Raw genomic sequence first — 23430 nt, 5'->3', positions numbered from 1 at the left:
GCCCAGGGCCTGCTGACCGACCGCTACCTGGAGGGCATCCCGGCCGGCTCGCGCGCCGCCGAGGGCCGCTTCCTGACCCCGGACCGGGTCACCCCCCAGGTGCTGGCGTTCGTGCGGGCCCTGGCCGAGATCGCCGCCGCCCGCGGCCAGACGGTCGCCCAGCTCGCGCTGGCCTGGGCGCTGCGCGACGAACGGGTCACCTCGGTGCTGGTCGGCGCCTCCAGCCCCGAGCAGCTGGAAGCCAACGTGGCCGCCGTGGACCACCTCGGCTTCACCGGCGACGAGCTCGCGGCCATCGACCGCGCCGCCAAGGAGGCTGACGTCCATGCGTAGGAGCACGCTGGCGGCCATGGGCGCCGGGGTGACGCTGCCCGGCTTCCGCGTGGCGTCGGGCGGGGTCTCGACGCTCCCGCCCGGGCGGGTGAGCCATTCCGCCGGCCGTCACACGCACCCGGATCCAGAGATCTTCCTCATCCTCTCAGGCACCGGAAAAGTCCACATAAACGGCGATATTTCAGACTTCGCCGGGGGTGACGTGCTCATCGTGGAGCCCGGCGAGGACCACCACCTGGAAGCCGTCACCGAGGTGGTCACCACCTGGCTGCACCTGGAACCGGCGTGACGCCACTCCCCCGCGTGGGCCTGGGCGGCGGCCCGCTCGGCAACTACCTCCACCCCGTCTCCGACGCGCAGGCCGAGGCGGTGATGGACACGGCGTGGGAGGCCGGCATCCGCTACTTCGACACCGCCCCCTTCTACGGGCTCGGCCTGTCGGAGCAGCGCATGGGCCGGGCGCTGCGCGGGCGTCCCCGGTCGGAGTTCGTCCTGTCGACCAAGGTCGGCCGGCTGGTACGGCCGGGACCCGGCGACAACGGCGGCTTCGCCGTGCCCGGCGACCGGCACGTCGAGTGGGACTTCACCCGGGACGGGGTCCTGCGCAGCGTCTCGGAGTCCCTGGACCGGCTGGGCCTCGACCACGTGGACATCCTCTTCATCCACGACCCCGACCGCCACTGGCCGCAGGCGCTCGACGAGGCCTACCCCGCGCTGGCGGAGCTGCGTTCGCAGGGCGTGGCGCGCTGGATCGGGGTGGGCATGAACCAGTCGCCCATGCTGGTGGACTTCGTCAAGCACACCGACCTGGACCTGCTGCTGGCCGCCAACCAGGCCACGCTCCTGCGCCGCACGGCCTTCGACGAGCTGCTCCCGCTCTGCCTGGACCGCGGCATCCCCGTCATCGCGGCCAGCCTGCTGCACCGGGGCGTGCTGGCCGCCGACCGGCCGCCCGGGGACGCGCCCGACGCGGCGCACGAGCTCGCCGCCGCGTGTGCCCGCCACGAGGTGCCCTTGCTGGCCGCGGCCCTGCAGTTCCCGCTGCGGCATCCGGCGGTGAGCACCGTCCTCGTCGGCGCCCACGCCCCCGAGCACGTCACCACCGACCTCCGGGCCCTGAACCATCCCATCACCCCCGCCCTGTGGGACGAGATCGCCTGAGCCGCGAGAGGGTCAGGCGATGCCGGGCAGTTCCGACCACGCGAGGGCGATGTGACCCGGTCGTGACGAGCGGGACCATGACGAGCGAGATCATCCCGATCACGGCGCTGCCCGGGTACATGATCGAGTGGGGCCGGTGAAGAAGAAGCCGGGGCCGGCGTCGGCCTGCCATCGCAGGTCCCAAGCCAGGCCGGCGAGGTGGGTGAGCAGGCCGGTCAGCAGGAGCCAGGCTCAGGCGGCCTGTCCACGAGTCGGTGCGCTTGCGGCTCTCGGCCGATCGCCGCGGAATGGTGACACCCCTGCGGCGTAGGAACGCGGCAGCCGCTCCCACATCGGGCGTGATGACGAGATCGCCCCGGCACTACCGGCTCAGCTGCCGCGGGCGGTCAGGATGGCGGTGATGGCCTGCTCCGCGGTGGTGTACATGGGCAGTTGCCGTTCCACGCCGGTGATGGTGAACAAGCGCGCGGGCGCGCCCCGGGCGGCGGCCAGGTGCAGGCCGGCGCCGTCGGCGCCGCATTCCCGGGCGCAGGCCAGCATGACGTGCAGCCCCGAGCTGTCCAGGAACGACAGCTCGGCCAGGTCGAACACCACATGGTCGCCGGGGCGGCGGATTCGGCCGATGTAGTCGGCCAGCTGGGCGCTGTTGGTACGATCCACCTCGCCCGCTACGGCGATCACGCTCATGCCGGGAAGATGCTGGTGCGTCAGCGTCAGCAACACGGTCACCACTCTCGCGGGACGACGCGACGGACAGATGCCGCCCGGAGGCGCCCATGCACGCACGCTAAACCCACTGTGTCGATTCTGATACTCCAAGCTCTGTCACACGTCCGGCGACCGCCGCTCAAGCGGCGGGCTGCGTCTCCTGGCCGCCGTGCCTGACACGGCGATCGCGCCCCGCGGCGGCGGTGGCGTGCACGCGCATCCGCAGGCGCAGCAGCGTACCGAGGTCCGTCTGCACCACGGTGACCTCGTCACACAGGTGCTGGATCACCCACAGGCCGAACCCGTGCGAACGGGTCGGATCGATCCGGGCGGAGGCCACCTGCTCGGCCGTCAGCCGGCCGGCGACGTCGAGGACCTCCACGGTGAACCCGCCGGAGTGGCCGCGGGCGGTGATCAGTCCGGCCGCGCCGCCGTGGTCCAGCACGTTGGTGACCGCCTCGTTGACCGCGAGCACCAAGTCCTCCAGCCGCTCACCACGCAGCCCGCCACGCTGAGCATGCATCCGCACCAGGTCCCGGATGCTACCGAGATCGGGGCTGACGGGACAGCACACCTCGAAATCCACATTCATGATCACGCCACCCGCTGGGGTTGGGAACGTCGATAAGCGGGCTCTCTTCAGCTTTCCCATCAGCAGATCGTCAAACAACACGGCCACCACGCGGATCGGGCACCACGGCCGGCGATCGGAGATCGGCCGAGTGCGGAAACAGCCCCGCGACAGCCGGTGACCAGCCCAAACGCCAGGCGGCGGCCGTCCGCGCGGCGCGCTGGGCCGGCCACGCGACGCCGCGCGACTCCTCGCCGCGACGACGACCGGCGGCACCGCCCGGCCCGCGCCGCAACCCTCTCAGCCGGCCATCACCCATCTCACGGGCCGTCCCGGATGCCCGCGGCCACGACCAAGCGGACGCACGGACGACCCCGGCCGGCCCGTCACAAGTCTCCCGGACAGACCCGCCCGGCCCCCGGACACGACAACGGCCCCCGGTTCCAAGCCGAGGGCCGTGGCCGTGATCCGTCTCAGCTGACCGTCTCGCGGTCGTGCTGGCAGACCGAACAGCTCGTCAACCCGGCCGCCTCGGCTGCGGCGATCGTCATCGTCTCCACGCCGGTGTCGCCCGCGCCCCTGATCAGCGGGCAGGCGGTGCTGTGGTAGCGGCGGGTGCCGACGATGACCTTCACGGTGCCGGGACGCTCTCCCTTGCCCCCGGAACCAGCGGCCTTGGAGCCGGTGGCGGGCTCGTCGCCGCCCTTCGACGCCGCGACGGGCGCGCCTGCTCCGGGAGGCCCCGGCTTGGCGGCTTCACCCTTCGAGGCGCCCGGCTTGGGCGCGTCGGCCTTCGAGGCCGTACCGGACGGCCGCTCCGGCGTAGACCTGCCGGGAGCACCGGACCCCGTGGGCAGCGGCCCCTTGGGCTTGGCCTGTGACTCGGCCGAGGACGCGGGCCGTTCCAGCACCACTTCCTCCTCCGGCTCCACCGACGCGAACGTCTTGGGCGCTCCGGAAGGGCGCTGGGACGGCACGGCGGACCCGCCCGACGCCCCAGCAGGACTCCCCGAGCGGGGCGGCACCGCGGAAGAAGGCACGCGGGGCTGCGGAGCCGTGGCGGGTCCCGAGGAGTCGTCCGGCTCGGCGGCGCTTCCGCCTTGCCCCGGCCGACCACCCTGCCGCGACTGACCGGACTGCCCCGGCTGACCGGACGGCGCGGTTCTGCCGGACTGCGCGGGCCTGCCGGACTGCGCCTGGCCGGACGTCCGCGAGGTGGCCTCCCCGGGCTTGCCCCCGGTGGCGCCAGGCGCCCCTGCGGGCACCTCAGGCTTGCCTGCAGGCGCTTCTCCCTTGCCTGCGGGCGCCTCAGGCTTGCCGCCGGACGGCCGGACCTCGCCTCCGCCCGGCCGCGCCTGACCACCGGACGGTCCGCCCTGGCCGGGCGGGCGCAGGGCGGGCTCGGTCCTGCCCTCGGCGGCCGCGGCCTGTCCTGACCGTTCCGCGGAGGGCTCGGTCTCGTCCGAGGACGTCGCGCCCGTGCCCGAGGACTTCCCGCCCGGACCGGCGGGAGCCCCGCTCTTGCCGACGGCGGGCCCGGTCTTGCCCCCAGGCCGGGAAGGCTCACCGGCGGGCTGCGAGGTCTTACCGGACGGTTCTGAAGTCTTACCGGAGGGCGGCGTCCTGCCGGTCCCCGGTGACGTCTCGCCGGCGGGCGGGCGGCCCGGCTCGCTCGAAGGCGCCGATTCGGACCTGAGCGCGTACGGCGGCGGCCGGAAGATGGAGGTCTGCGTCTCCCCCTGCTCGTCCTCCGGTTCCGGGACGGCGGTGGAGGGGGCCTTGGCCTGGCCGGTGGGTGCGGCGGCCGGCCGGCCGAACCACCCGGTGGCGCCTTCCTCGTGGGCGGCGGCGGGCTCCGGGCTGGGGGTGGAAGCCTTGGTGCCGGGCTTCGGCGAGGCGACCTGCGGACGTACGTCGCGGGTCTCCGCGGAGGTATCGGCCCGGCTCTCCGCGGCGAACGCGGAGCCGGGTGCGGCAGCGGGCTCGGGGTCGGCGGCAGGCGGCAGCTGCCGTCCGCCGAGCGCTGCGTCGGGCAGGCACGTGGTGCAGGGCGTGAAGCCCTCCTCGCGTGCCTCCTCGTAGGTGAGCTCCTCGTGCTCCCGGCCGGCCAGCTGACGACAGCCGGCCACGTGGTAGCGCTTGCGTCCCGGGATCACCAGCACGATCGCGTCCGGCGCGGGGCCGCCTGCCGGGGGGCGGCGAGGGGCGGCGGCCGGCGTGGCCACCGTCCGTTGCGGCGGGTGCGGACGGGCCTGAGGGGGCGGCTGGTGGGTCACCGGACCGGTCTGGTTGTACGGCAAGCCGGGCGGCATGAGCCCTGCCGGAGGGGTGGCCGGCGCAGCGGCCCGCCCACCACCGGGGAACAGCTCGTGACGCCGCAGGAAAGCCCCGATCACCAGGAACAGCGCGGACAGGACGCTGACCACGATGGACCACATGATCAGGAACGGCTTCGCCAGTACGAAGCCCGCGATCAGCAGCACGACCGCCGCGAGCACCAAACCAGCACTGATAAGGATCACAGAGGGGCTCTTTCGAGTGACAGGTCCTAGTGACCCGTTACTTTACCGGCGGTCGTTGTGAGGACCGTCACCGCCGGGGAAGGCGCCCTGCGGAGCCTCGCCGCCGAACGGGTTGGGGCTGCCGGGAAGAGGCTGCTGGCCACCCTGCGGCACGGCGTGCATGGCGGGAGCCTGACCCTGCTGCTGCGGACCACCGGACATCACCGGGAACCCACCGCTGCCCTCAGCGGAGACGTTGAGCTCGGCGAGCTGGTTTTCCAGGTAGAGCTTGAGCCTGCTGCGGTATTCGCGCTCGAAGCTGCGCAGCTCCTCGACCTTGCGCTCGAGCTCGTCGCGGGTCTGCACCAGCGAGCCCATCGCCTGGCGGTGGCGCTCCTGCGCGTCGCGCTCGAGCGTCTCGGCGCGGGCGCGGGCGTCGCCCAGAACCTGCTCGGCCTGGCGGCGGGCCTTGGAGAGGATCTCGTCGGCGTCGCGGCGGGCGCGGGTGACCGTCTCGTCCGCCTCCCGGCGGGCGTCGGCGATCGCCTGGTCGGCGGTCTGCTGGGCGAGCGCGAGCACGCGGGCCGCGGTGTCCATGTTGTCCTCGGCGGGAGGCATGCTCATGGCCACGGGGACCGGCTGCTGCTGCACCGGCGGCGGCTCGGGGGCCCGCATGGGCTCCGGCTGCGGCGGCCCCATCATCTCGGGCTTGGGCTGCTCCTGGACCGGGGCGGAGGCCATGGGCATGTTCATGCCGCCCGGCACCTTCCCGCGCAGGCACTCGGCCAGCTTGGCGCGGAGCTCCTCGTTCTCTTGGATCAGGCGGTCGAGCTCAGCCTCCACCTCGTCGAGGAAGGCGTCGACCTCTTCCTCGTCGTAGCCCGGCCGCAACCGGGTGGTACTGAACTGCTTGTTCCGCACATCAGCGGGCGTCAGCGGCATGTTTTGGTCTCCTTGGCGCGCTCTGGAGTCTGTCCGGAGGGACGGTAACCCGAATCACTTCAGCGCGGACACGAGTTGGATCACGACCGGCGCCCCACCGTCTCCGGTCATCGTGGCAGCGACCCTGCGATGTTGATCAGGATCAGGACCACGATGAACAGGACAGTGAAGCTTAGGTCAAAGGCCACCGTACCCAACCGGAGCGGAGGAATGAAACGGCGGAGGAACTTGAGTGGTGGGTCTGTTGCGGTGTATGTGGCCTCCGCCACCACCAGGATGACGCCCGAGGGGCGCCACTGGCGGGCGAAAGCCTGCACCGTCTCAAAGATCATCCTGCCGATGAGCAGCACCAGGTAGAGAGACAGGACAACGACCAAGATCTGACCGACGATCGCCACGGCCCGGCCACGCCTCCACTTCCGATGAGCCCTCCCGGTCTCGGTGAGACCTGGTTGGGTGCGATAGACATACAGAGACTCTAACTCTGATTGAAGAACCCGCGTTCCGCGATTCGGGCCTTGTCCTCGGCGGTCACCTCGACATTGGCAGGGGACAACAGGAACACCTTGTTGGTAACACGTTCAATGCTGCCGTGTAGGCCAAAGACAAGACCTGCCGCGAAATCGACCAGCCGCTTTGCGTCACTGTCAACCATCTCGGTCAGATTCATGATGACCGGGGTGCCGTCGCGGAAGTGCTCTCCGATGGTGCGCGCCTCGTTGTACGTCCGGGGGTGGAGCGTGGTGATGCGGGCCAGATCGGTCGTACGGCGCTCCAGGATGGTCGTGGCGGGCCTGGGCGCGGGCACCCCGGATTCGGGTTCCTCATCACGCTCCTGGACCGCGACGGGCCGCTCCTCGCCGGTTCGCTGCACCTCGTCGTCGTAGGTGTAGTCGTCCTGGTAGGGCTCGTACCTCTCGTAGCGGTCGTCCTCCACGAGACCGAGGTAGACCGCCATCTTGCGCATCGCGCCGGCCATCGCTACGTCGTCCTCCTGCTCATGGTCGCCCTCGCTCGGGGCCCGTCACCGGGTTCCGAGGCGGTGGCCGTACCCCCTTGGAGCTCACCGCCGATCGACCTCTACCTGATCATGGGCCTGGACGCCCACTTGAGGGGACATTACCTGACGAAGGGCTTGCGACGACCGAGCAACGCCGTACCGACCCGTACGTGTGTCGCGCCGTACGCGATCGCCTCGTTCATGTCTTCGCTCATCCCGGCCGAGACCATCGTGGCACGGGGATGCTGCTCCTGTACGCGCGTGGCGATGTCGCGCAGCCTGGCGAACGCCTTGGCGGGGTCCTCGCCCAGCGGCGCCACGGCCATGACGCCGCCCAGCCACACGCCCTCGGCGAGCGCCACCTCGTCGGCGAGCTCCAGCACGTCGGCGGGGCGCGCGCCGCCCCTGGCCGGGTCGTCGTCCAGCGCGATCTGCACCAGGCAGCCGACCCTGCGGCCCTGGCGGACCGCCTCCTTGCTGATCGCCTCCACCAGCCTGAGGCGGTCGACGGAGTGGACCACGTCGGCGTACCCGACCACGGAGCGCACCTTGTTGGTCTGGAGCTGGCCGACGAAGTGCCAGGTCAGCTGGAGCTCGGCGAGCTCGTGCGCCTTGGACGCGGCCTCCTGGTCGCGGTTCTCGCCGACGTCGCGGACGCCGAGGTCGGCCAGGATCCGGATGTCCTCGGCGGGCCTGGTCTTGGTGACGGCGATCAGCGTGACCTCGCCGCGGTCTCGGCCCACCGCGCGGCAGGCAGCCGCGATGCGCGCGTCGACCTCGGCGAGCCCGGCCGCGATCTCGTCCCTTCTCACGTGACTCTCCCTCTCGATACCGGCGTTCCCGCCACAGCCCTCGGCGCACATGACGGCGCCGCTCCCGTGTCCGTCGAGGGAGCGGCGTGGGACGTCCGTGCTACTTGAGGAAGTCGGGAACGTCGAGCTCCTCTTCCTGTTCCTCGAAGATCACGCGAGGACGTTTGGGGGGCTCCGACATGCGGGAGGTGATGGGCGTGGGCGGGGTGGCGGGCTCGGGCGCGGGCCGGGGGATCGAGACGGGGCCGGACGGCTCGCCGGCCACGGGGCCGTCGTCCGGCTCGATCGAGGCCTGCACCGGCTCCATGGGACGCACGGGCTCGGGCCTGAACTCGGCCCGCGGCTCGGGACGGATCTCGGCCCGCGGTTCCGGACGGGGCTCGGGCCTGAAATCCGCACGCGGCTCAGGACGGGGCTCGGGCCGCGGCTCGGACCTGAAGTCGGGGCGCGGCTCCGGACGCACCTCAGCGCGCGGCTCAGGGCGCAGCGGAGGCGGCTCGGACTTCACGCTGGGCGACGACGGGACGCTCGGCCGTACGGGCGAGGACACGGGCGGCGCGGGCGGCTGCGACGCGGCGGGACGGGTCGCCGGCCGCGGCACCTCCTTCTGCGTCGGTCCGGGGACGTCGTCGAAGCCGGCGGCGATCACCGTCACGCGCACCTCGTCGCCGAGCGCGTCATCGATGACCGTGCCGAAGATGATGTTGGCGTCGGGCGCCGCCGCCATGGACACGAGCTGGGCGGCCTCGTTGATCTCGAACAGGCCCAGGTCGGAGCCGCCCGCGATGGACAGCAGCACGCCGTGGGCGCCGTCGATGCTCGCCTCCAGCAGCGGGCTGGAGACCGCCATCTCGGCGGCCGCCACCGAGCGGTCGTCGCCGCGGGCGTGGCCGATGCCCATGAGCGCCGAGCCGGCGCCGGACATGACCGATTTGACGTCGGCGAAGTCCAGGTTGATCAGACCGGGCGTGGTGATGAGATCGGTGATGCCCTGGACACCGGACAGCAGCACCTGGTCGGCCGCCTTGAAGGCGTCCAGCACGCTCACCTGCCGGTCTGAGATCGACAGCAGCCGGTCGTTGGGAATCACTATGAGGGTGTCGACCTCGTCGCGCAGCGTCTCGATGCCCGCCTCGGCCTGCATGGCCCTGCGGCGGCCCTCGAAGCTGAACGGCCTGGTCACCACGCCGATGGTGAGCGCGCCGAGCGACCGGGCGATGTTGGCCACGACGGGCGCGCCGCCGGTGCCGGTGCCGCCGCCCTCGCCCGCCGTGACGAAGACCATGTCGGCCCCCTTGAGGACCTCCTCGATCTCCTCGCGGTGGTCCTCGGCCGCCTTGCGCCCGACGTCGGGGTTGGCGCCCGCGCCCAGTCCGCGCGTGAGCTCACGGCCCACGTCGAGTTTCACATCGGCGTCACTCATCAGCAGCGCCTGGGCGTCGGTGTTTATCGCGATGAACTCGACGCCCTTGAGTCCCTCTTCGATCATCCGGTTGACGGCGTTGACTCCGCCGCCGCCGATGCCGACGACCTTGATGACCGCGAGGTAGTTCTGCGGTGCTGCCACGACGAGGGGCCTTTCCGCTCGTTGACTTGCCATTTCGGTGCGGGTTGTCTCCGCTTTTTGTCAGTTCGGGTAACTCTCAACCTCAGGTTGAGATTTAGATTTATGTCAACCTGAGGATTGATACGGACAGTAGGAGTCCCCTACCTGGCGGGTCAACTAACCTCGCCGCAAGCACGTCCGGCGTGTCGCGGGCTGTCCGTTTCGCTCCGAAGTCGCGCCTGGTCGGGGCACTCCTCTGCCCAACGTCCGACTTTAGGCTCTCACGCCGCGACCCCCACCTCGGACAGGCTCGGCGATGCCCTTGCCACGGACTTGCCAGACCCTGACACTCTTGATCACTTCACGGTCACCACGTCGGGGGAGCTGACGTCGTACACCGTGGCCTTCTCCCGCCTGAGCAGCGAGGCGAGAATGCGGGCCTTCTCCTCGGGGCGGTCGGGACCGCCCCAGACGACGCTGCGCCCGTCGGACAGCTCCAGGGTCACGCCCTCGGCCGTTCCCGCGCGCACTTGCCTGACCTTGGGGAGCACCTCGTCCGGCACGGCCTGGATGACCTGCAGCGCCGCCATCATGGCCGGGTCGCCCGCGGCGGGGCGGTCGACCTTGAGCAGCGGCAGCATGGGCGGCAGCGCCGGCTTGAGCTCGATCACCACGCCTTGCTTGTCCACGATCGCGAACGTGTCGCCCGCCGGGATGGCGGCGACGGGCTCCCGCTCGACGACCTCGATCTTGAGCGTGCCCGGCCAGATCCGGTCCACCTTCGCACTGGCGACCTGCCTGATGCCGAGGACCCGGCTCTGGACGTCGGCGAGGTTGACGGTGGCCAGCGGGTGCAGATCGGCCACCCCGGCCTGCTGTTTGATACGCTCGCTGGGAACTGTGAGATTTCCCACGATCTCGATCGAGCGCACACCCAGCACGGGCGAGAAGAACACCAGCCATGCGGCCGTTCCCACCACCCCTGCCGTGAGCAGCACCAGGAACGCCGTCCGCGCCTTCATCGCCCTCCCATGCATCGGCACTGAACCTACGCCGACGTACGCCCCGGCACCGCACGCCACGCCCAACCGGCGACCGCCGCGTCCCCAGAGGGCCGTCCGGGGTCACGGCCCCCCGGGAAGGACGGGGCTCACCGCCCGTCCGCCGCAGGACGCCGCTTCCCGCCGCCGGGGGACACCGGCCGGGATCGGCGCACGCTCAGGACAGGCGGGCCACGATCTGCGGGCCGAGCTCCGTGACGTCGCCCGCGCCCATCGTGAGCACGATGTCGCCGGGCCGCGCCCGCTCGGCCACCAGCCCGGGCACCGCCCCCCGATCCGGAGCGTACGAGACCCGCTCGGCCGGCAGCGGCACGCGCGAGGCCACCATCGCCCCGGACACACCCGGCTCGGGATCCTCCCGGGCGCCGTAGACGTCGAGCACGATGACCTCGTCCGCCAGCCCCAGCGCCGAGCCGAACTCGTCGGCGAAGAACCGGGTGCGCGAGTAGAGATGCGGCTGGAAGACCGCGACGACCCGCCCGGTGCCGGAGTAGGAGGCCACCACGTCACGGGCGGCCCGCAGGTCGGCGGCCAGCTCGGTCGGGTGGTGGGCGTAGCTGTCGAACACGGCGACGCCGCCCGCCTCGCCCTTGGCCTCGAAGCGCCGCTTGGCCCCCGTGAAGGCCCCCAGGCCCTCTCTGATCTCCTCGAAGGGCAGCCCCAGCTCGTCGGCCACGGCGAGCGCCGCGGCGGCGTTGAGCGCGTTGTGCGCCCCCGGTACGGCCAGCCGCACGTCCCCCCTGCCCTCGATCTCGAACACGGTGCCGAATCCGTCGGGCCGGACGCCGCTCACGCGGTAGTCCTCGCCCTCCAGCCCGTACGTCTTGACCCGCAGCCCCCGCTCCCGCGCCTTGCGGGCCAGCTCGGCCGAGCCCTGGTCGTCGGCGCAGGCGATGAGCAGCGAGCCCACCCGGTCGGCGAACCTGGCGAAGCTGTCGTGCACGGCCCGCGGGTCGCCGTAGTTGTCGAGGTGGTCGGCCTCGACGTTGGTCACCACGGCGATGTCGGGGGCGAGCATGAGGAAGGACCCGTCGCTCTCGTCGGCCTCGGCCACGAACACCGCGCCCTCGCCGTCGTCGGCGCCGAGCCCGGTGGTGACGAGCTGGCCGCCCACGCAGTAGGACGGGTCGGCGCCGCACTTCTGCAGGGCCACGGTCAGCATCGAGGTGGTGGTGGTCTTGCCGTGGGTGCCGGCGATGGCGACGGCGGTGCGCCCGGCCATGACGGAGGCCAGCGCGGCGGCCCGCGGGATGATCCGCAGCCCCTGCTTGAGCGCCTCGCCCAGCTCCGGGTTGGAGTCGCGGATGGCGGTCGAGACGACCACGGTGTCGACGTCCCTGATGTGGGAGGCGGCGTGCCCGATGTGGACGGTGGCGCCCAGCTCGCGCAGCTCGGTGACCAGCTCGGAGCTGCGGGCGTCGCTGCCCGACACCCGCACGCCGCGCTTGAGCAGGATGCGGGCGATGCCGGACATGCCCGCGCCACCGATGCCGATGAAGTGCACGCGTCCCAGATCTTCGACGCGAACGGAATCGACCAGCTTGACGAGACTCATCGGGCTATCTCCAACACTTTCCTGGCCAGCATGATATCGGCGTCCTTGCGGCCCAGCCGGGAGGCGGCCTCCGACATGGCCGCGACCCTCTCGGGGTCGTGGAGGAGCGGCAGCACGTTGTGAATGATCCAATCGGGTGACAGTTCGGCGTCGTCGACCATCAGGCCGCCGCCGCCGCGGACGATGCGCTCGGCGTTGATGCGCTGTTCGCCGTTGCCGTGCGGCAGCGGCACGTACGCGCCCGGCAGCCCCACCGCGGTCAGCTCGGCGCACGTCAGCGCGCCGCTGCGGCACAGCACCAGGTCGGCGGCCGCGTACGCGAGATCCATGCGGTCGACGTACGGCAGCAGGACGTATTGCGGGTCGCCGGGCGGCGGCTCCCGGTCGACGGTGTTCTTCGGCCCGAGCACGTGCAGCACCTGCACGCCCGCCCGGCGCAGCATGGGCGACGCGGCCAGCGCGGCCTGGTTGAGCGACCTGGCTCCCTGCGAGCCGCCGAACACCAGCAGCGTGGGCCGGTCGTTCTCCAGCCCGAACCAGGAGCGGGCCTTGTCTCCCATCGACAGCCGGTCCAGGTTGACGATCTGGCGGCGCAGCGGGGTGCCGATGAACTCGGCCTTGGGCAGGGCGGACTCGGGGAAGCCGGTGAACACGTGGTCGGTGAGCCGGGCGCCCAGCCGGTTGGCCAGGCCGGGCCGCGGGTTGGCCTCGTGGACGACGATCGGCAGGCCGCGCCGCTTGGCCGCCAGGTAGGCGGGCGTCGCGACGTAGCCGCCGAAGCCGACCAGGATGTCGGCCTTGACCCGGTCGAGTACGGCCGCGACGGCGTTGATCGCCCCGGCGAGCCGGCCCGGCATGGTGAGCAGGCTCGGTGTGATCGCCCTTGGCAGCGGCACGGCCGGCACCAGCTCCAGCTCGTAGCCCCTGGCAGGCACGAGCCGCGTCTCCAGGCCGCGCTCGGTGCCCACGCAGGTGATGCCGATGCCCCGGTCAAGATGACGCAGCGCGTCCGCAAGGGCGAGCGCGGGCTCGATGTGCCCGGCCGTCCCCCCACCGGCGAGGACCACCCTCATCTCGGTCACTCCCTAACGTGTCACTCGGCCTTTGGTCTTACCTCCCAGGCCAAGCCAGCTTAGGGCCCGGGCGGCGGGTCCGGGTCCACGAGCGGCCAAGGCCTCCCGCGCTCCCGGCTCGCGCTTGGCGAACGACAGCAGCATGCCGAGCGCGGCGAGCGTGGGCAGCAGCGCGGAGCCGCCGTACGAGACCAGCGGCAGCGGGATGCCGGTGATCGGCAGCACGCTGAGCACGGCCCCCATGTTGACCGTGGCCTGCCCGACGATCCAGGCCACCATGGCGGCGGCCGACAGCCGCACGAAGGGGTCGTTGACCCGCACGGCCACGCGCAGCCCCGCGTAGCCGAGCAGCCCGAACAGCGCCACCACCATCAGCGTGCCCATGAGCCCGAGCTCCTCGCCCAGGATGGCGAAGATGAAGTCGCTCTCGCCGTGCGGCAGCCAGCTCCACTTCTGCCGGCTGCTCCCCAGCCCCAGCCCGAACCAGCCGCCCGAGCCCATCGCGATCTGCCCCTGCACGGCCTGGTATCCGGCGCCCTGCGCGTCGGCCCACGGGTCGAGGAAGGAGCTGATGCGCGCCATCCGGTACGGCTCGACCTTGATCATGATGGCGGCGGCGAGCATCGCCAGCGCCATGATGCCGCCGAACAGCTTGATCGGCGCGCCCACCACCCACAGCAGGGCCAGGAAGATCATGAACAGCACGAGCGTGGTGCCCAGGTCGCGGCCCAGCATGACGAGCACGGCCAGGATCGCGGTGCCCGGCATGAGCGGGATCAGCATCTGCCGCCACTCGATCTTGCCCTGCCGCGCCCGCCTGGCCAGCAGGTCGGCGCCCCACAGCACGAGCCCGAGCTTGGCCGGCTCCGACGGCTGGAGCGTGAGCGGGCCGATGTAGATCCACCGCTGCGCGCCCAGCTCGGAGGAGCCGATGAACAGCACCATGACCAGCGCGATGATCGACAGCACCATCATCGGGTAGCCGACCCAGCGGAAGAACTTCACCGGCAGGCGCGAGCAGGCGTACATCACGGGCACGCCGATCGCCGCCGACAACGACTGCCTGATGAACCACGAGAACGGGCTGCCGGTCTTCTGCAGCGCCTCGACGCTGGAGGCCGACAGCACCATCATCAGGCCCAGCGCGAGCAGCAGCGCGCTGCACATGATGATCAGGTAGTAGGTGGTCAGCGGCTTGTCGAGCAGCTCCTTCAGCGCGGCCAGCTGCTCACGGAGCCCGCCGCCCGGCCCTTCCCCGCCGCCCGGCGGCGGGCGTTCCTCAGCGCTCACGCCGCCGCCTCAGCTCGTGTACGGCACGCGCGAAGGCCTCCCCTCGCGCCGGGTAGCCGGGGAACATGTCGAGGGAGGCCGCCGACGGGGAGAGCAGCACGGTGTCACCCGGCGAGGCCAGGCGGGCGGCTTCTGTGACGACTTTTTCCATCGCACCAGTGTCCCGATCGGCGATGTCCACGACGGGGACATTCGGGGCGTGTCGCGCGATGGCTTCGGCGATCTCCGCGCGGTCGGCGCCGAGCAGGACGGCGCCGCGCAGTCTGGGGGCGGCCTGGCGTACCAGGTCGTCGACGTCGGCGCCCTTGAGCTGCCCGCCCGCCACCCACACGATCGACGGGTACGACGCCAGCGCCGCGGCGGCGGCGTGCGGGTTGGTCGCCTTGGAGTCGTCGACGTAGTCCACCTCGCCGATCCTGTCGACGTGGGACAGGCGGTGCGGGTCGGGCACGAAGTCCCGCAGGCCGCGCGCCACCGCCTCGGAGGGCACGCCGAACGAGCGGGCCAGGGCGGCGGCGGCCAGCGCGTTGGCCACGTTGTGGGGCGCGAACGGCCGCACGTCCTCCAGCGTCGCCAGCTCCTCGGCCGCCTCCACCGGGTCGGCCACGAACGCCCGGTCGATCAGCAGGTCCTCGACGACGCCGATCTCGCCGGGTCTGGGCACCCTGAGCGTGAACCCGACGGCCCCCGCGTAGGGCGCGGCCAGCCGCGTCGCCTCCGGGTCGTCGGCGTTGTAGATCACGGTGCCGGCACGCTCGTAGATCCGGCCCTTGGCGGCGGCGTACTCCTCCATCGAGCCGTGCCAGTCGAGGTGGTCGGGGGCCACATTCAGGATGGCCGCGGCGTGCGGGGCCGGCGTGCTCGACCAGTGCAGCTGGAAGCTGGACAGCTCGACGGCCAGCACGTCGTACGGCTCGCGCACGGCACGCACCACGGGGACGCCCACGTTGCCCACGGCCAGGGCCTTGTGCCCGGCGGCCAGCAGGATGGAGGTGAGCATGCGCACGGCGGTGGTCTTGCCGTTGGTGCCGGTCAGCGCCAGCCAGGGGGCGGCCTCGGCCGGGCGCAGCCGCCAGGCCAGCTCCACCTCGCCCACGACCTCCACCCCGGCGGCCGCGGCCGCGGCGATCAGCGGGTGGTGCGGCGCCCAGCCCGTGGTGACGAGCCGGGTGACGCCCTCGGGCGGGACCATCTCCCCGAACCGGGTCTCGACGCCGAGCCGGGCCAGCTCGGCCGCGGCGGCGAGCTGCCGCTCGCCCTGGACGGCCTCCACGACCACGACCCGCTCGCCGCGCTCGGCCAGTGCCCTGGCCACGGCGGTGCCGGAGACACCGAGCCCGGCGACACAGGTGAGGGTCATGCCTAGGGCATCCATTCGACGTAGAACAGCCCGAGCCCGAGCGCGGCGCAGAGCATCGCGATCAGCCAGAACCTGACCACGATCGTGGTCTCCGCCCAGCCCTTGAGCTCGAAATGGTGCTGCAGAGGCGCCATCCTGAACACCCGTTTGCCGGTCATCTTGAAGAACCCGACCTGGATGATCACCGAAGCGGTGATCATCACGCACAGCCCCGCGAGGATGATCAGCAGCAGCTGGGTACGGGTGGCGATGGCCAGCCCGGCCAGCACGCCGCCGAGGGCGAGTGAGCCGGTGTCGCCCATGAAGATCCGGGCGGGCGGGGCGTTCCACCACAGGAACCCGATGAGCGACCCGAGCACGGCGGCGGCCACCACGGCGAGGTCGAGCGGATCGCGTACCCAGTAGCAGTTGGGGCCGAGCTGGTCGATGCAGTTGTTGCGCAGCTGCCAGTTGCCGATCAGAACGTACGCGGCCAGCACCACCCCGGCCGCGCCGCTGGCCAGGCCGTCGAGGCCGTCGGTGAGGTTCACCGCGTTGGAGAAGCCGACGATCAGGATGAGCACCCAGATGGTGAACCCGGCGAGGCCGATCGACGGGCCGATGTCGCGCAGGAACGACAGGCGGGTCTCGGCGGGGGTGATGCCGTAGACGTTCGGCTGGCGTACCACCAGGAACGCGAAGACGGCGCCGACGATGAGCTGGCCGAGCGCCTTGGCGCCGCTGCGGAGGCCGAGGCTGCGCTGCTTGTAGATCTTGATGAAGTCGTCCAGGAACCCGACCGCGCCCAGCCCCGTCATCAGGAACAGCACCAGCATGCCCGACACGGTCGGCGCCTCGAGCATGGCCAGGTGGGAGGCCCCGTAGGCGAACAGGGAGGCCAGCACGAACACCGTGCCGCCCATGGTGGGGGTGCCCCGCTTGCCGTGGTGGGCCTGCACGCCCTCCTCGCGGATCTGCTGGCCGTAGCCGCGCCGCGAGAACAGCCGGATCGCCAGCGGGGTGCCCAGCATCGACAGGATCAGGCCCACCGCGCCGGCGATGATGATGTTGGTCACTGGGCGGCACCCCCGAGCAGGAGCTCGGCCGTCCGTTCCAGGCCCATCGCCCGCGGCCCCTTGATCAGCACCGCGTCACCGGGCCGCAGCCACCCGTTGAGCTCGGCCGCCGCCGCCTCGGCATCGGGCACGTGCACGATCCGCGTGGCGCCCTCTCCGGGCGGCCCGCCCGCGGCGGGCACCCCGCCGATCACGGGCCCGCCGGCCACAGGCGGCTGCCACCCTTCCGGCACCCCTTGCCACCCGTGCGGCACACTCCCGGCCCCCGGGGCCTGCCACCCGAGCTGCGGCGCCCTGTGCCGGCCGTGCGGCGCGCCGGCCTCGGGCCACTGCCGATCCTGCGCGGGCCCCTGCCCGCCGGGCTGAGGCGCGCCCTGTTGCCGTCCGTCGTGGGGTGCGCCCTGGTGAAGGCCGGGCGGCGGGGCCTCCGGCGGAGGCCCTGCGGGCGGCTGAGGGCCGGGAGGGGGCGTGCCGAGGGGTGGAGCACCGGAAGCGGCCGGGGCGGCCTGGACGGCGGCGTGAGCGCCCTCCAGGACCGGTCCCGCCTCCGGGCCCGCCACGATGAGCCCCGCCAGACCGGCCCCACCGGCCATCCGGCCGAGCTCCGCGTTCAGCGCGGGCCCCTCGTCACCGAGCTCCCTCAGCGCCGCGATGACGGCGAAGCGCCGCCGCCCACGCCCCAGCACCGCGAACATCTCGAAGGCGGCCCGCATCGAGTCCGGATTGGCGTTGTACGCGTCGTTGACGACCGTGACCCCGTCGGCCCGGTCGGTGACCTCCATCCGCCACCGGCTGCGCGGCGTGGCCTGCGACAGCTCCGCGGCGATCGTGGCGACGGGCAGTCCGAGCTCGTAGCCGGCCGCGGCCGCCGCCAGCGCGTTCTCGACCGCGTGCGCCCCGTACAGCTGCAGCGACACGTGCGCGGTCCCGGACGGGGTGCGCAGCGTGAAGGAGGCACGCCCGCGGGCGTCCACGACGACCTCCTCGGCCCGGATCGCCGCGTCCTCGCCCCTGCCGAAGTACGTCACCCGCGCGTCGGTCCGCGAGGCCATCTCCCGCACGTACGGGTCGTCGGCGTTGAGCACCGCCACGCCGGACCGCGGCAGCGCCTCCACCAGCTCGCCCTTGGCCTTGGCGATGGCCTCCTTGCCCCCGAACACGCCGAGGTGCGCGGTGCCGACGTTGAGCACCACGCCGATCTGCGGCGGCGCGATGCGGGTCAGGTCCTTGATGTGGCCGAGGTTGCGCGCGGCCAGCTCCAGCACCATGAACCGAGTGCCGGTGTCCGCGCGTAGCACAGTCAGAGGGTGTCCGAGCTCGTTGTTGAAACTTCCGACCGGGGCGATCGTGGGGCCGATCCGGCCGGTGAGCCTGGCCAGCAGGTCCTTGGTGCTGGTCTTGCCGGCCGAGCCGGTCACGCCGATCACCGTGACGGAGGGCAGCGCGGCCACCTGGGCGGCGGCCAGTTCGGCGAGCGCGGCGGCGGCATCGGGCACGATCACCGCGGGCGCGTCGACCGGCCGGGTGGCCAGGACGGCGACGGCCCCGGCCCGGACGGCCTGCGCGGCGTAGTCGTGACCGTCGACCCGCGCGCCCCTGAAGGCGACGAACAGCGATCCCGGTTCGACGGCCCGCGAGTCGATCACGACGGGCCCGCGCACCACCGCGCGGGGATCGGCCATGCCCGACAGGGCGCCCGAGGTTATCTCGGCGATCCTGGCCAGAGGCAACGGGATCATCAGTGCTTCCTGCTTTCCGTGCTTCCTATGCGTGCGTCGATCGCCTCGGCGACCACCTCTCGGTCGTCGAAGGGGATCACCTCGCCTGAAACGTACTGGCCCTGCTCGTGACCCTTGCCTGCCACGACGATCACGTCGCCGCGCCCGGCCCGGGCGATCGCCAGGCCGATGGCGGCCGCGCGGTCGGGCTCAATGATCACATGAGCGCGGTCGTGCTGCGGAACGCGGAGCGCTCCTTCCATCATCGTCGCGAGGATGGCGAGCGGATCCTCGGAACGGGGATTGTCGCTCGTGAAAATTGCCACATCCGCCAGCTGCGCAGCGATCTCGCCCATGATGGGCCTTTTGCCCCTATCGCGGTCACCGCCGCAGCCGAGCACGATCGTGAGCCGGCCGGCGGTGACGGCCCGCAGGGACCGCAGCACCGACTCCACGGCGCCAGGTTTGTGGGAGTAGTCGACGATCGCCTGGAACTCGTCCCCTGCGCCCGTGACGCGCTGCATGCGCCCGGGCACGCCGATGAGCGTGCCGACGCCGTGCACAGCGGTCTGGAGCGGCACCCCGGCCTCGACCAGGGTGACGATGGCGCCGAGCGCGTTGGCCACGTTGAACGGGCCGGGCAGCGAGATCTGCGCGTCGGCCTCGACGCCGCCAGGGCCGACCACCCGGAACGCGCTGCCGTCCGCGCCGAGCCTGACCTCCAGCGCCCGCCAGGCGGCCTCCGGGTCGCCCTGCGCCGAGAACGTGGTCATCGGCACCTTCGCCAGGTGCAGCAGCTCGCGCCCGTAGCGGTCGTCGATGTTCGTCACGCCGAGGCGGGACAGCTCCGGCTGGAACAGCCGGACCTTGGTCGCGAAGTAGTCCTCGAAGTCCTTGTGGAAGTCGAGGTGGTCCTGGGAGAGGTTGGTGAACAGGGCCACGTCGTAGTAGACGCCGTCGATCCTGCCGAGGGCGAGCGCGTGGCTGGAGACCTCCATCGCGGCCGCGGTGACGCCCTGCTCGCGCATGAGGGCGAACAGGCCGTGCAGCACCGGCGCCTCCGGCGTGGTGAGCGTCGGCTCGAAGCGCAGGCCGGCCGCGTGGATCTCGACGCCGCCCACCAGGCCCGCGGTGTGCCCGGCGGCCCGCAGGCCTGCCTCGAGCATGAAGGTGGTGGTGGACTTGCCGCTGGTGCCGGTCACGCCGATGACCTGGATGTCGTGGGCCGGCTGGCCGTACACCCAGGAGGAGATCTGCCCGAGCAGGGCGCGCGGGTCCGGCACGATCAGCACGGGCAGCCCGGTGGCGACGGCCGCGTCGCGGCCCTCCCGGTCGGTGAGGACGGCCACCGCGCCGCCGGCCATGGCCTCGGCGGCGAAGGCCGCTCCGTGGACGCTGCTGCCGGGCAGCGCCACGTAGAGATCTCCGCGCCTGACGTCGCGGGAGTCGATGGTGACGCCGGTCAGCGCGGCGTGAGGCGACCGCGACGTGCCCGAATCGGCGTCGAGCATGGTCGCGAGCCCGGTCAGGGGCCGGGGCGGGCTGGTCGTGGGACGCATAGACGACGGGGGACGCACGGCGAGAGCGTACCTTCCCTGGTCACTGTCCGGCGCGCGTACGCACCGGCGGCACGGCGGAGCCTGTGGGAGGAATCTTCTTGCTCTTGATGGCGAACGTCATCACATCCTTGAAGACGGGGGCCGCCAGTTGCCCGCCGAAGTGGCCGTTCTTCGGATTCTGCAGCACCGACAGCACCACCAGCCTCGGTTTGTCCGCCGGGCTGAACCCGGCGAACGAGGCGGTGTAGCCGTCGTAGCGGCCGAGTTCGGCATCGTAGCGGTTCGCCGTGCCCGTCTTGCCCGCCACCCGGTAACCGGGGATGGCGGCGAGGTGGCCGGTGCCCTCCTCGCCCACCGCGCTCTCCAGCATCGTCGTGATCTCCTCGGCGGTCGTCGCGCTCACCACTCTGGTCTGCTTACCTGCGGGAGCGGGCACGAACCTGCCGGAGGCATCCGTGGTCCCCGCCACGATCTGGGGATCTACCTTGACGCCGCCGTTGGCGATGGTCTGGTACACGCTGGCCATCTGCAGCGCCGTCACCGACACGCCCTGCCCGTAGGCGACGGTGCAGCTCTGGCTGCCCGACCACTTCCGGTAGTCGGGCAGCAGGCCGGCCTCGGCTCCGGGTACGCCGCCGCCCGGCGCGGTGCCGAACCCGAACGCCTTCAGCATCGTGTACAGGCGCTCGCTGCCGACCTTGCGCGCCGCCATGATCGTGGCCACGTTGCTGGACTGGGCCATGGCCTGGCGGAACGTCATCGACTCGGCCGCGTGCGCGTGCGCGTCCTTCAGCACCTGGTCGGCGCACCTGATCCGGTCCGGCACCTGGAAGACCGTGTCGGGGGTCACCGCGCGGGCCTCGAGCGCGGCGGCCGCGGTGATCACCTTGTTGGTGCTGCCGGGCTCGAACACGTCGGCGGCGGCCTTGTTGACGTATCCGGACTCGGGGGCCTTGCGCCAGTTGTTCAGGTCGAGCTCGGGGGCGTTGGCCATGGCGATGATCTGGGCGGTCCGCACGTCCATGACGATCACCGTGCCGCTGTCCGCGCCGGCCTTCTGGACCTGCTCGCCGATCGACTTCTGGGCGGCCCACTGGATGTCGCGGTCGATGGTCAGCCGCACGTCCTGGCCGTCCACGGGGGCGGTGCGCTGGCTGCTGGTCATCGGGATGCGCTGGCCGTCTCGGCCGGTCTCCACGCGCTGCTGTCCGTCGCGGCCGGCCAGGAGCGTGTTCCTGGCCTGCTCCATGCCGGCCAGGCCCTTGCCCTCGTCGCCGACGAACCCGATGAGGCTGCCCGCCAGGTCGCCCGCCGGGTAGAGCCTGCGGTAGGTCTTCTTCACGGTGAGCGCCGGCACACCGGCCTGCAGCAGGCGGCTGGCCACGACGGGGTCGACGTCCCTGGCCAGGAGCTGGTAGCGGGTGTCGGTCCTGGCCAGCTTGGCGGCGATGTCCTGCTCGGTCCTGCCCAGCTGCCTGGCCAGGATCGTGGTCACCTTCGCGCGCACGCTGGCGTCGATCTTGGAGGGGTCGATCGCCACCTCGCGGGCCTCGACGGTCACGGCCAGCTCGTGGCCGTCGGCGTCGGTGATCGAGCCGCGCTTGGCGGGGATGGTCTCGGTGTGCCTGCGCTGGTCCACGGCGGCGGCCTCGTACACCTTGGAGTCCAGGCCCTGCATCTGGATCAACCGGCCCGCGAAGATCGACAGCACGAACGTCATGCCGATCAGGCCGATGTTGATGCGCCTGCGCGGGCTGCCCAGCCGCAGCACCAGCGGCGGCCTGGGCGGGCGCGGCGGCGTGGGCGGCCGCCGCGGCCCCCTGGGTGGCGGCACGTCTCCGCCGCGGCGCGCCGCCACCCGCTCACGGCCCCGCACCGCCTCGGACCGGGACCCCCCGGTCTGCGTACGGCGCAGCGGCCCGTCCTCATGCCGCCCGCGGCCCCGCAGGTCCTCCTGCCTGCCGCGGTCGCGCGGATCGTCCTCGTGGCCGCCGCGGCCCCGCGGGTCGTCGTCCCGCCTGCCCCGCTGCCGGAAGTCGTCCTCCTGGCGTCCTCGGGCCCGGACGTCACCCTCGTGCCTGGAGCGGCCCCGCACGTCGTCCTGATGCGTGCCGCGGCCCCGCACGTCGTCCTGATGCGTGCCACGGCCCCGCACGTCGTCCTGATGCGTGCCGCGGCTCCCCGGGTCGTCGTCCTGCCGGCGCCGGCCCCGGACGTCGTCATCCTGCCGAGCCCGGCCGCGCACGTCGTCGCGCCCGTCACGGCGAGGGTCGTCGGCGTCCGGCCGCACGCGATCGGCGCGCGGCCGTGGACCGCGCGCCGCCGCGTCGGGCAGTCCGCCGCCTCCGCGGCCCCGTGCCCGGTCGTCGCGCCTCTGGGCGCGTCCCCTGAGCCGGTCACCGTCATCCCGCCCCTGCGGCGGGCGTCCACGAAGGCCGTCACCGTCGTCACCGCCGGGAGTCGCACGGCCTCGCGGACGGTCGGCGCCGTCACGCCCCAGACCCGCACCGCCCCTCGGACGGTCACCGCCGTCACGCCCCAGACCCGCACGGCCCTTAGGGGGGTCACCGCCGTCCCGGCCCGGGACCGCGCGCCCTCTGGGGCGATCACCTTCGTCCCGCCCCGAGGCGCCGCGCCCTCTGGGGCCGTCCGCGTCCCCACGGCCGGAAGCGCCGCGCCCTCGGGCGCCGCCGGCGTCCTCACGGCCGGAAGCGCCCCGCCCTCGGCGACGGTCGCCGGAGTCTCGGCCCTGGGCGGGGCGGCCCGCCGGGCGGTCCCCCTCGTCCCGCGGACGCCTGCGGGCGCCACCGTCGCCGGCCGCCTCGCCCCGCCGGCGGGCGCGCACACCCTCGTCGCCCCCCCGGCCGCGGGGACCGTCATCCCGCGAGCGGCCACGGCCGTCGCCCTCCCGGTCCTCCCGTTCCCCCCGGGCACGGCCGGAGCGACCCGGACGGGCACGGTCCGCGCCGTCCCCAGCACGGCCCGAGTCACCCGGACGGCCGGCTGGACCGCCCTGGGGGCGGTCGTCGTCGGCGGGTTCCTGGGGCGGACGGCCGCGGAAGTCGTCGTCGTGCCCGAACGGCAGGTCCAGGGGATCGGGTCGCTTGCGCGGCTGGCGCGGCGGGTTCTCCGGCGACGCCGGGCGGCCCGCCCCCTCTGAACGGGCAGAGCCCCCTTGGCGCCCT

At 72.6% G+C, this 23430-nt stretch carries 20 protein-coding genes and 1 pseudogene; 4 read left to right on the top strand and 17 right to left on the bottom strand.

Annotation, left to right across the window (positions count from 1 at the left end):
* The 3 genes from ACIBX3_RS18525 to ACIBX3_RS18515 form a co-directional block, all read left to right on the top strand.
* A partial coding sequence (locus ACIBX3_RS18525) for an aldo/keto reductase (protein ID WP_397118366.1) occupies nucleotides 1-333 on the top strand: 333 nt, incomplete at its 5' end.
* A complete protein-coding gene (locus ACIBX3_RS18520; protein ID WP_397118364.1) occupies nucleotides 326-622 on the top strand; it encodes a cupin domain-containing protein in 297 nt (98 codons plus the stop codon). The genes ACIBX3_RS18525 and ACIBX3_RS18520, both read left to right, overlap by 8 nt.
* Nucleotides 619-1494 carry an aldo/keto reductase gene (locus ACIBX3_RS18515; RefSeq protein WP_397118363.1) on the top strand — a complete coding sequence of 292 codons (876 nt, stop codon included), beginning with the start codon at nucleotides 619-621 and terminating at the stop codon, nucleotides 1492-1494. Before ACIBX3_RS18520 ends, ACIBX3_RS18515 begins: the two co-directional genes overlap by 4 nt.
* A 369-nt stretch (nucleotides 1495-1863) precedes the next feature.
* Here the strand turns inward: ACIBX3_RS18515 and ACIBX3_RS18510 are convergent, their stop codons facing one another.
* The 17 genes and pseudogenes from ACIBX3_RS18510 to ACIBX3_RS18430 all read right to left on the bottom strand — a co-directional run bounded on the left by ACIBX3_RS18510 (nucleotide 1864) and on the right by ACIBX3_RS18430 (nucleotide 22400).
* Nucleotides 1864-2217, bottom strand: coding sequence for an STAS domain-containing protein (locus tag ACIBX3_RS18510; RefSeq protein ID WP_397118361.1), 354 nt, complete (start codon nucleotides 2215-2217; stop codon nucleotides 1864-1866).
* 124 nt (nucleotides 2218-2341) lie between these two features.
* Nucleotides 2342-2794, bottom strand: coding sequence for an ATP-binding protein (locus tag ACIBX3_RS18505; protein WP_397118359.1), 453 nt, complete (start codon nucleotides 2792-2794; stop codon nucleotides 2342-2344).
* Between the two features lie 452 nt (nucleotides 2795-3246).
* Nucleotides 3247-5295: a hypothetical protein gene (locus ACIBX3_RS18500; protein ID WP_397118357.1), complete on the bottom strand. Its 2049-nt coding sequence runs from the start codon at nucleotides 5293-5295 to the stop codon at nucleotides 3247-3249.
* A gap of 42 nt (nucleotides 5296-5337) precedes the next feature.
* Complete coding sequence (locus ACIBX3_RS18495) at nucleotides 5338-6216, bottom strand: DivIVA domain-containing protein (protein ID WP_397118355.1); 879 nt, start codon at nucleotides 6214-6216, stop codon at nucleotides 5338-5340.
* 107 nt (nucleotides 6217-6323) lie between these two features.
* On the bottom strand, nucleotides 6324-6614 hold the full coding sequence (locus ACIBX3_RS18490) for a YggT family protein (RefSeq protein WP_397118353.1): 291 nt from the start codon (nucleotides 6612-6614) through the stop codon (nucleotides 6324-6326).
* An 80-nt stretch (nucleotides 6615-6694) separates the two neighbouring features.
* Complete coding sequence (locus tag ACIBX3_RS18485) at nucleotides 6695-7195, bottom strand: cell division protein SepF (protein ID WP_397118351.1); 501 nt, start codon at nucleotides 7193-7195, stop codon at nucleotides 6695-6697.
* A 140-nt stretch (nucleotides 7196-7335) separates the two neighbouring features.
* Nucleotides 7336-8079, bottom strand: a complete 744-nt coding sequence (locus tag ACIBX3_RS18480; protein WP_397118349.1) for a YggS family pyridoxal phosphate-dependent enzyme — start codon at nucleotides 8077-8079, stop codon at nucleotides 7336-7338.
* Between the two features lie 49 nt (nucleotides 8080-8128).
* Nucleotides 8129-9595, bottom strand: coding sequence for a cell division protein FtsZ (gene ftsZ / locus ACIBX3_RS18475; RefSeq protein WP_397118347.1), 1467 nt, complete (start codon nucleotides 9593-9595; stop codon nucleotides 8129-8131).
* Nucleotides 9596-9930: 335 nt separating this feature from the next.
* Complete coding sequence (locus tag ACIBX3_RS18470; protein WP_397118345.1) at nucleotides 9931-10596, bottom strand: cell division protein FtsQ/DivIB; 666 nt, start codon at nucleotides 10594-10596, stop codon at nucleotides 9931-9933.
* A 196-nt stretch (nucleotides 10597-10792) separates the two neighbouring features.
* On the bottom strand, nucleotides 10793-12190 hold the full coding sequence (gene murC / locus ACIBX3_RS18465) for a UDP-N-acetylmuramate--L-alanine ligase (protein WP_397118343.1): 1398 nt from the start codon (nucleotides 12188-12190) through the stop codon (nucleotides 10793-10795).
* Nucleotides 12187-13263: an undecaprenyldiphospho-muramoylpentapeptide beta-N-acetylglucosaminyltransferase gene (murG, locus tag ACIBX3_RS18460; protein WP_397118341.1), complete on the bottom strand. Its 1077-nt coding sequence runs from the start codon at nucleotides 13261-13263 to the stop codon at nucleotides 12187-12189. Before murG ends, murC begins: the two co-directional genes overlap by 4 nt.
* Nucleotides 13264-13275: 12 nt before the next feature.
* A complete protein-coding gene (ftsW, locus tag ACIBX3_RS18455) occupies nucleotides 13276-14553 on the bottom strand; it encodes a putative lipid II flippase FtsW (protein WP_397118339.1) in 1278 nt (425 codons plus the stop codon).
* Entirely contained in the window at nucleotides 14543-15913 is a 1371-nt protein-coding gene (gene murD, locus ACIBX3_RS18450; RefSeq protein ID WP_397118337.1) for a UDP-N-acetylmuramoyl-L-alanine--D-glutamate ligase, read from the bottom strand. The genes ftsW and murD overlap by 11 nt, the downstream gene beginning before the upstream one ends.
* Before the next feature lie 2 nt (nucleotides 15914-15915).
* Entirely contained in the window at nucleotides 15916-16968 is a 1053-nt protein-coding gene (gene mraY / locus ACIBX3_RS18445; RefSeq protein ID WP_397118334.1) for a phospho-N-acetylmuramoyl-pentapeptide-transferase, read from the bottom strand.
* Nucleotides 16969-17474: 506 nt separating this feature from the next.
* Nucleotides 17475-18707: pseudogene (murF, locus tag ACIBX3_RS18440) on the bottom strand (UDP-N-acetylmuramoyl-tripeptide--D-alanyl-D-alanine ligase); the annotation flags it as partial.
* Nucleotides 18707-20245: a UDP-N-acetylmuramoyl-L-alanyl-D-glutamate--2,6-diaminopimelate ligase gene (locus ACIBX3_RS18435; protein WP_397118332.1), complete on the bottom strand. Its 1539-nt coding sequence runs from the start codon at nucleotides 20243-20245 to the stop codon at nucleotides 18707-18709. The pseudogene murF and the gene ACIBX3_RS18435, both read right to left, overlap by 1 nt.
* A 40-nt stretch (nucleotides 20246-20285) precedes the next feature.
* Nucleotides 20286-22400 carry a penicillin-binding transpeptidase domain-containing protein gene (locus ACIBX3_RS18430; RefSeq protein WP_397118330.1) on the bottom strand — a complete coding sequence of 705 codons (2115 nt, stop codon included), beginning with the start codon at nucleotides 22398-22400 and terminating at the stop codon, nucleotides 20286-20288.
* Between ACIBX3_RS18430 and ACIBX3_RS18425 the strand changes: the two genes are divergently transcribed.
* On the top strand, nucleotides 22380-23405 hold the full coding sequence (locus ACIBX3_RS18425; RefSeq protein ID WP_397118328.1) for a hypothetical protein: 1026 nt from the start codon (nucleotides 22380-22382) through the stop codon (nucleotides 23403-23405). The two genes, ACIBX3_RS18430 and ACIBX3_RS18425, sit on opposite strands and share 21 nt — an antisense overlap.
* The last annotated feature ends 25 nt before the right edge of the window (nucleotides 23406-23430 follow it).

The sequence above is a fragment of the Nonomuraea sp. NPDC049480 genome (assembly GCF_044465905.1).
Lineage (GTDB): Bacteria > Actinomycetota > Actinomycetes > Streptosporangiales > Streptosporangiaceae > Nonomuraea.
The sequence above is the reverse complement of the archived record's forward strand: the minus strand, read 5'-3'. Positions and strand labels throughout refer to the sequence as shown.

Coding starts and splice junctions, on each gene's coding strand:
- murC (WP_397118343.1), bottom strand. CDS start 12,190: ATGAGTCTCGTCAAGCTGGTCGATTCCGTTCGCGTCGAAGATCTGGGA.
- ACIBX3_RS18425 (WP_397118328.1), top strand. CDS start 22,380: ATGCGTGCCACGGCCCCGCACGTCGTCCTGATGCGTGCCGCGGCTCCC.
- murD (WP_397118337.1), bottom strand. CDS start 15,913: ATGACCCTCACCTGTGTCGCCGGGCTCGGTGTCTCCGGCACCGCCGTG.
- murG (WP_397118341.1), bottom strand. CDS start 13,263: ATGAGGGTGGTCCTCGCCGGTGGGGGGACGGCCGGGCACATCGAGCCC.
- ACIBX3_RS18480 (WP_397118349.1), bottom strand. CDS start 8,079: ATGTGCGCCGAGGGCTGTGGCGGGAACGCCGGTATCGAGAGGGAGAGT.
- ACIBX3_RS18505 (WP_397118359.1), bottom strand. CDS start 2,794: ATGAATGTGGATTTCGAGGTGTGCTGTCCCGTCAGCCCCGATCTCGGT.
- ACIBX3_RS18435 (WP_397118332.1), bottom strand. CDS start 20,245: ATGCGTCCCACGACCAGCCCGCCCCGGCCCCTGACCGGGCTCGCGACC.
- ACIBX3_RS18470 (WP_397118345.1), bottom strand. CDS start 10,596: ATGAAGGCGCGGACGGCGTTCCTGGTGCTGCTCACGGCAGGGGTGGTG.
- ACIBX3_RS18485 (WP_397118351.1), bottom strand. CDS start 7,195: ATGGCCGGCGCGATGCGCAAGATGGCGGTCTACCTCGGTCTCGTGGAG.
- ACIBX3_RS18520 (WP_397118364.1), top strand. CDS start 326: ATGCGTAGGAGCACGCTGGCGGCCATGGGCGCCGGGGTGACGCTGCCC.
- ACIBX3_RS18495 (WP_397118355.1), bottom strand. CDS start 6,216: ATGCCGCTGACGCCCGCTGATGTGCGGAACAAGCAGTTCAGTACCACC.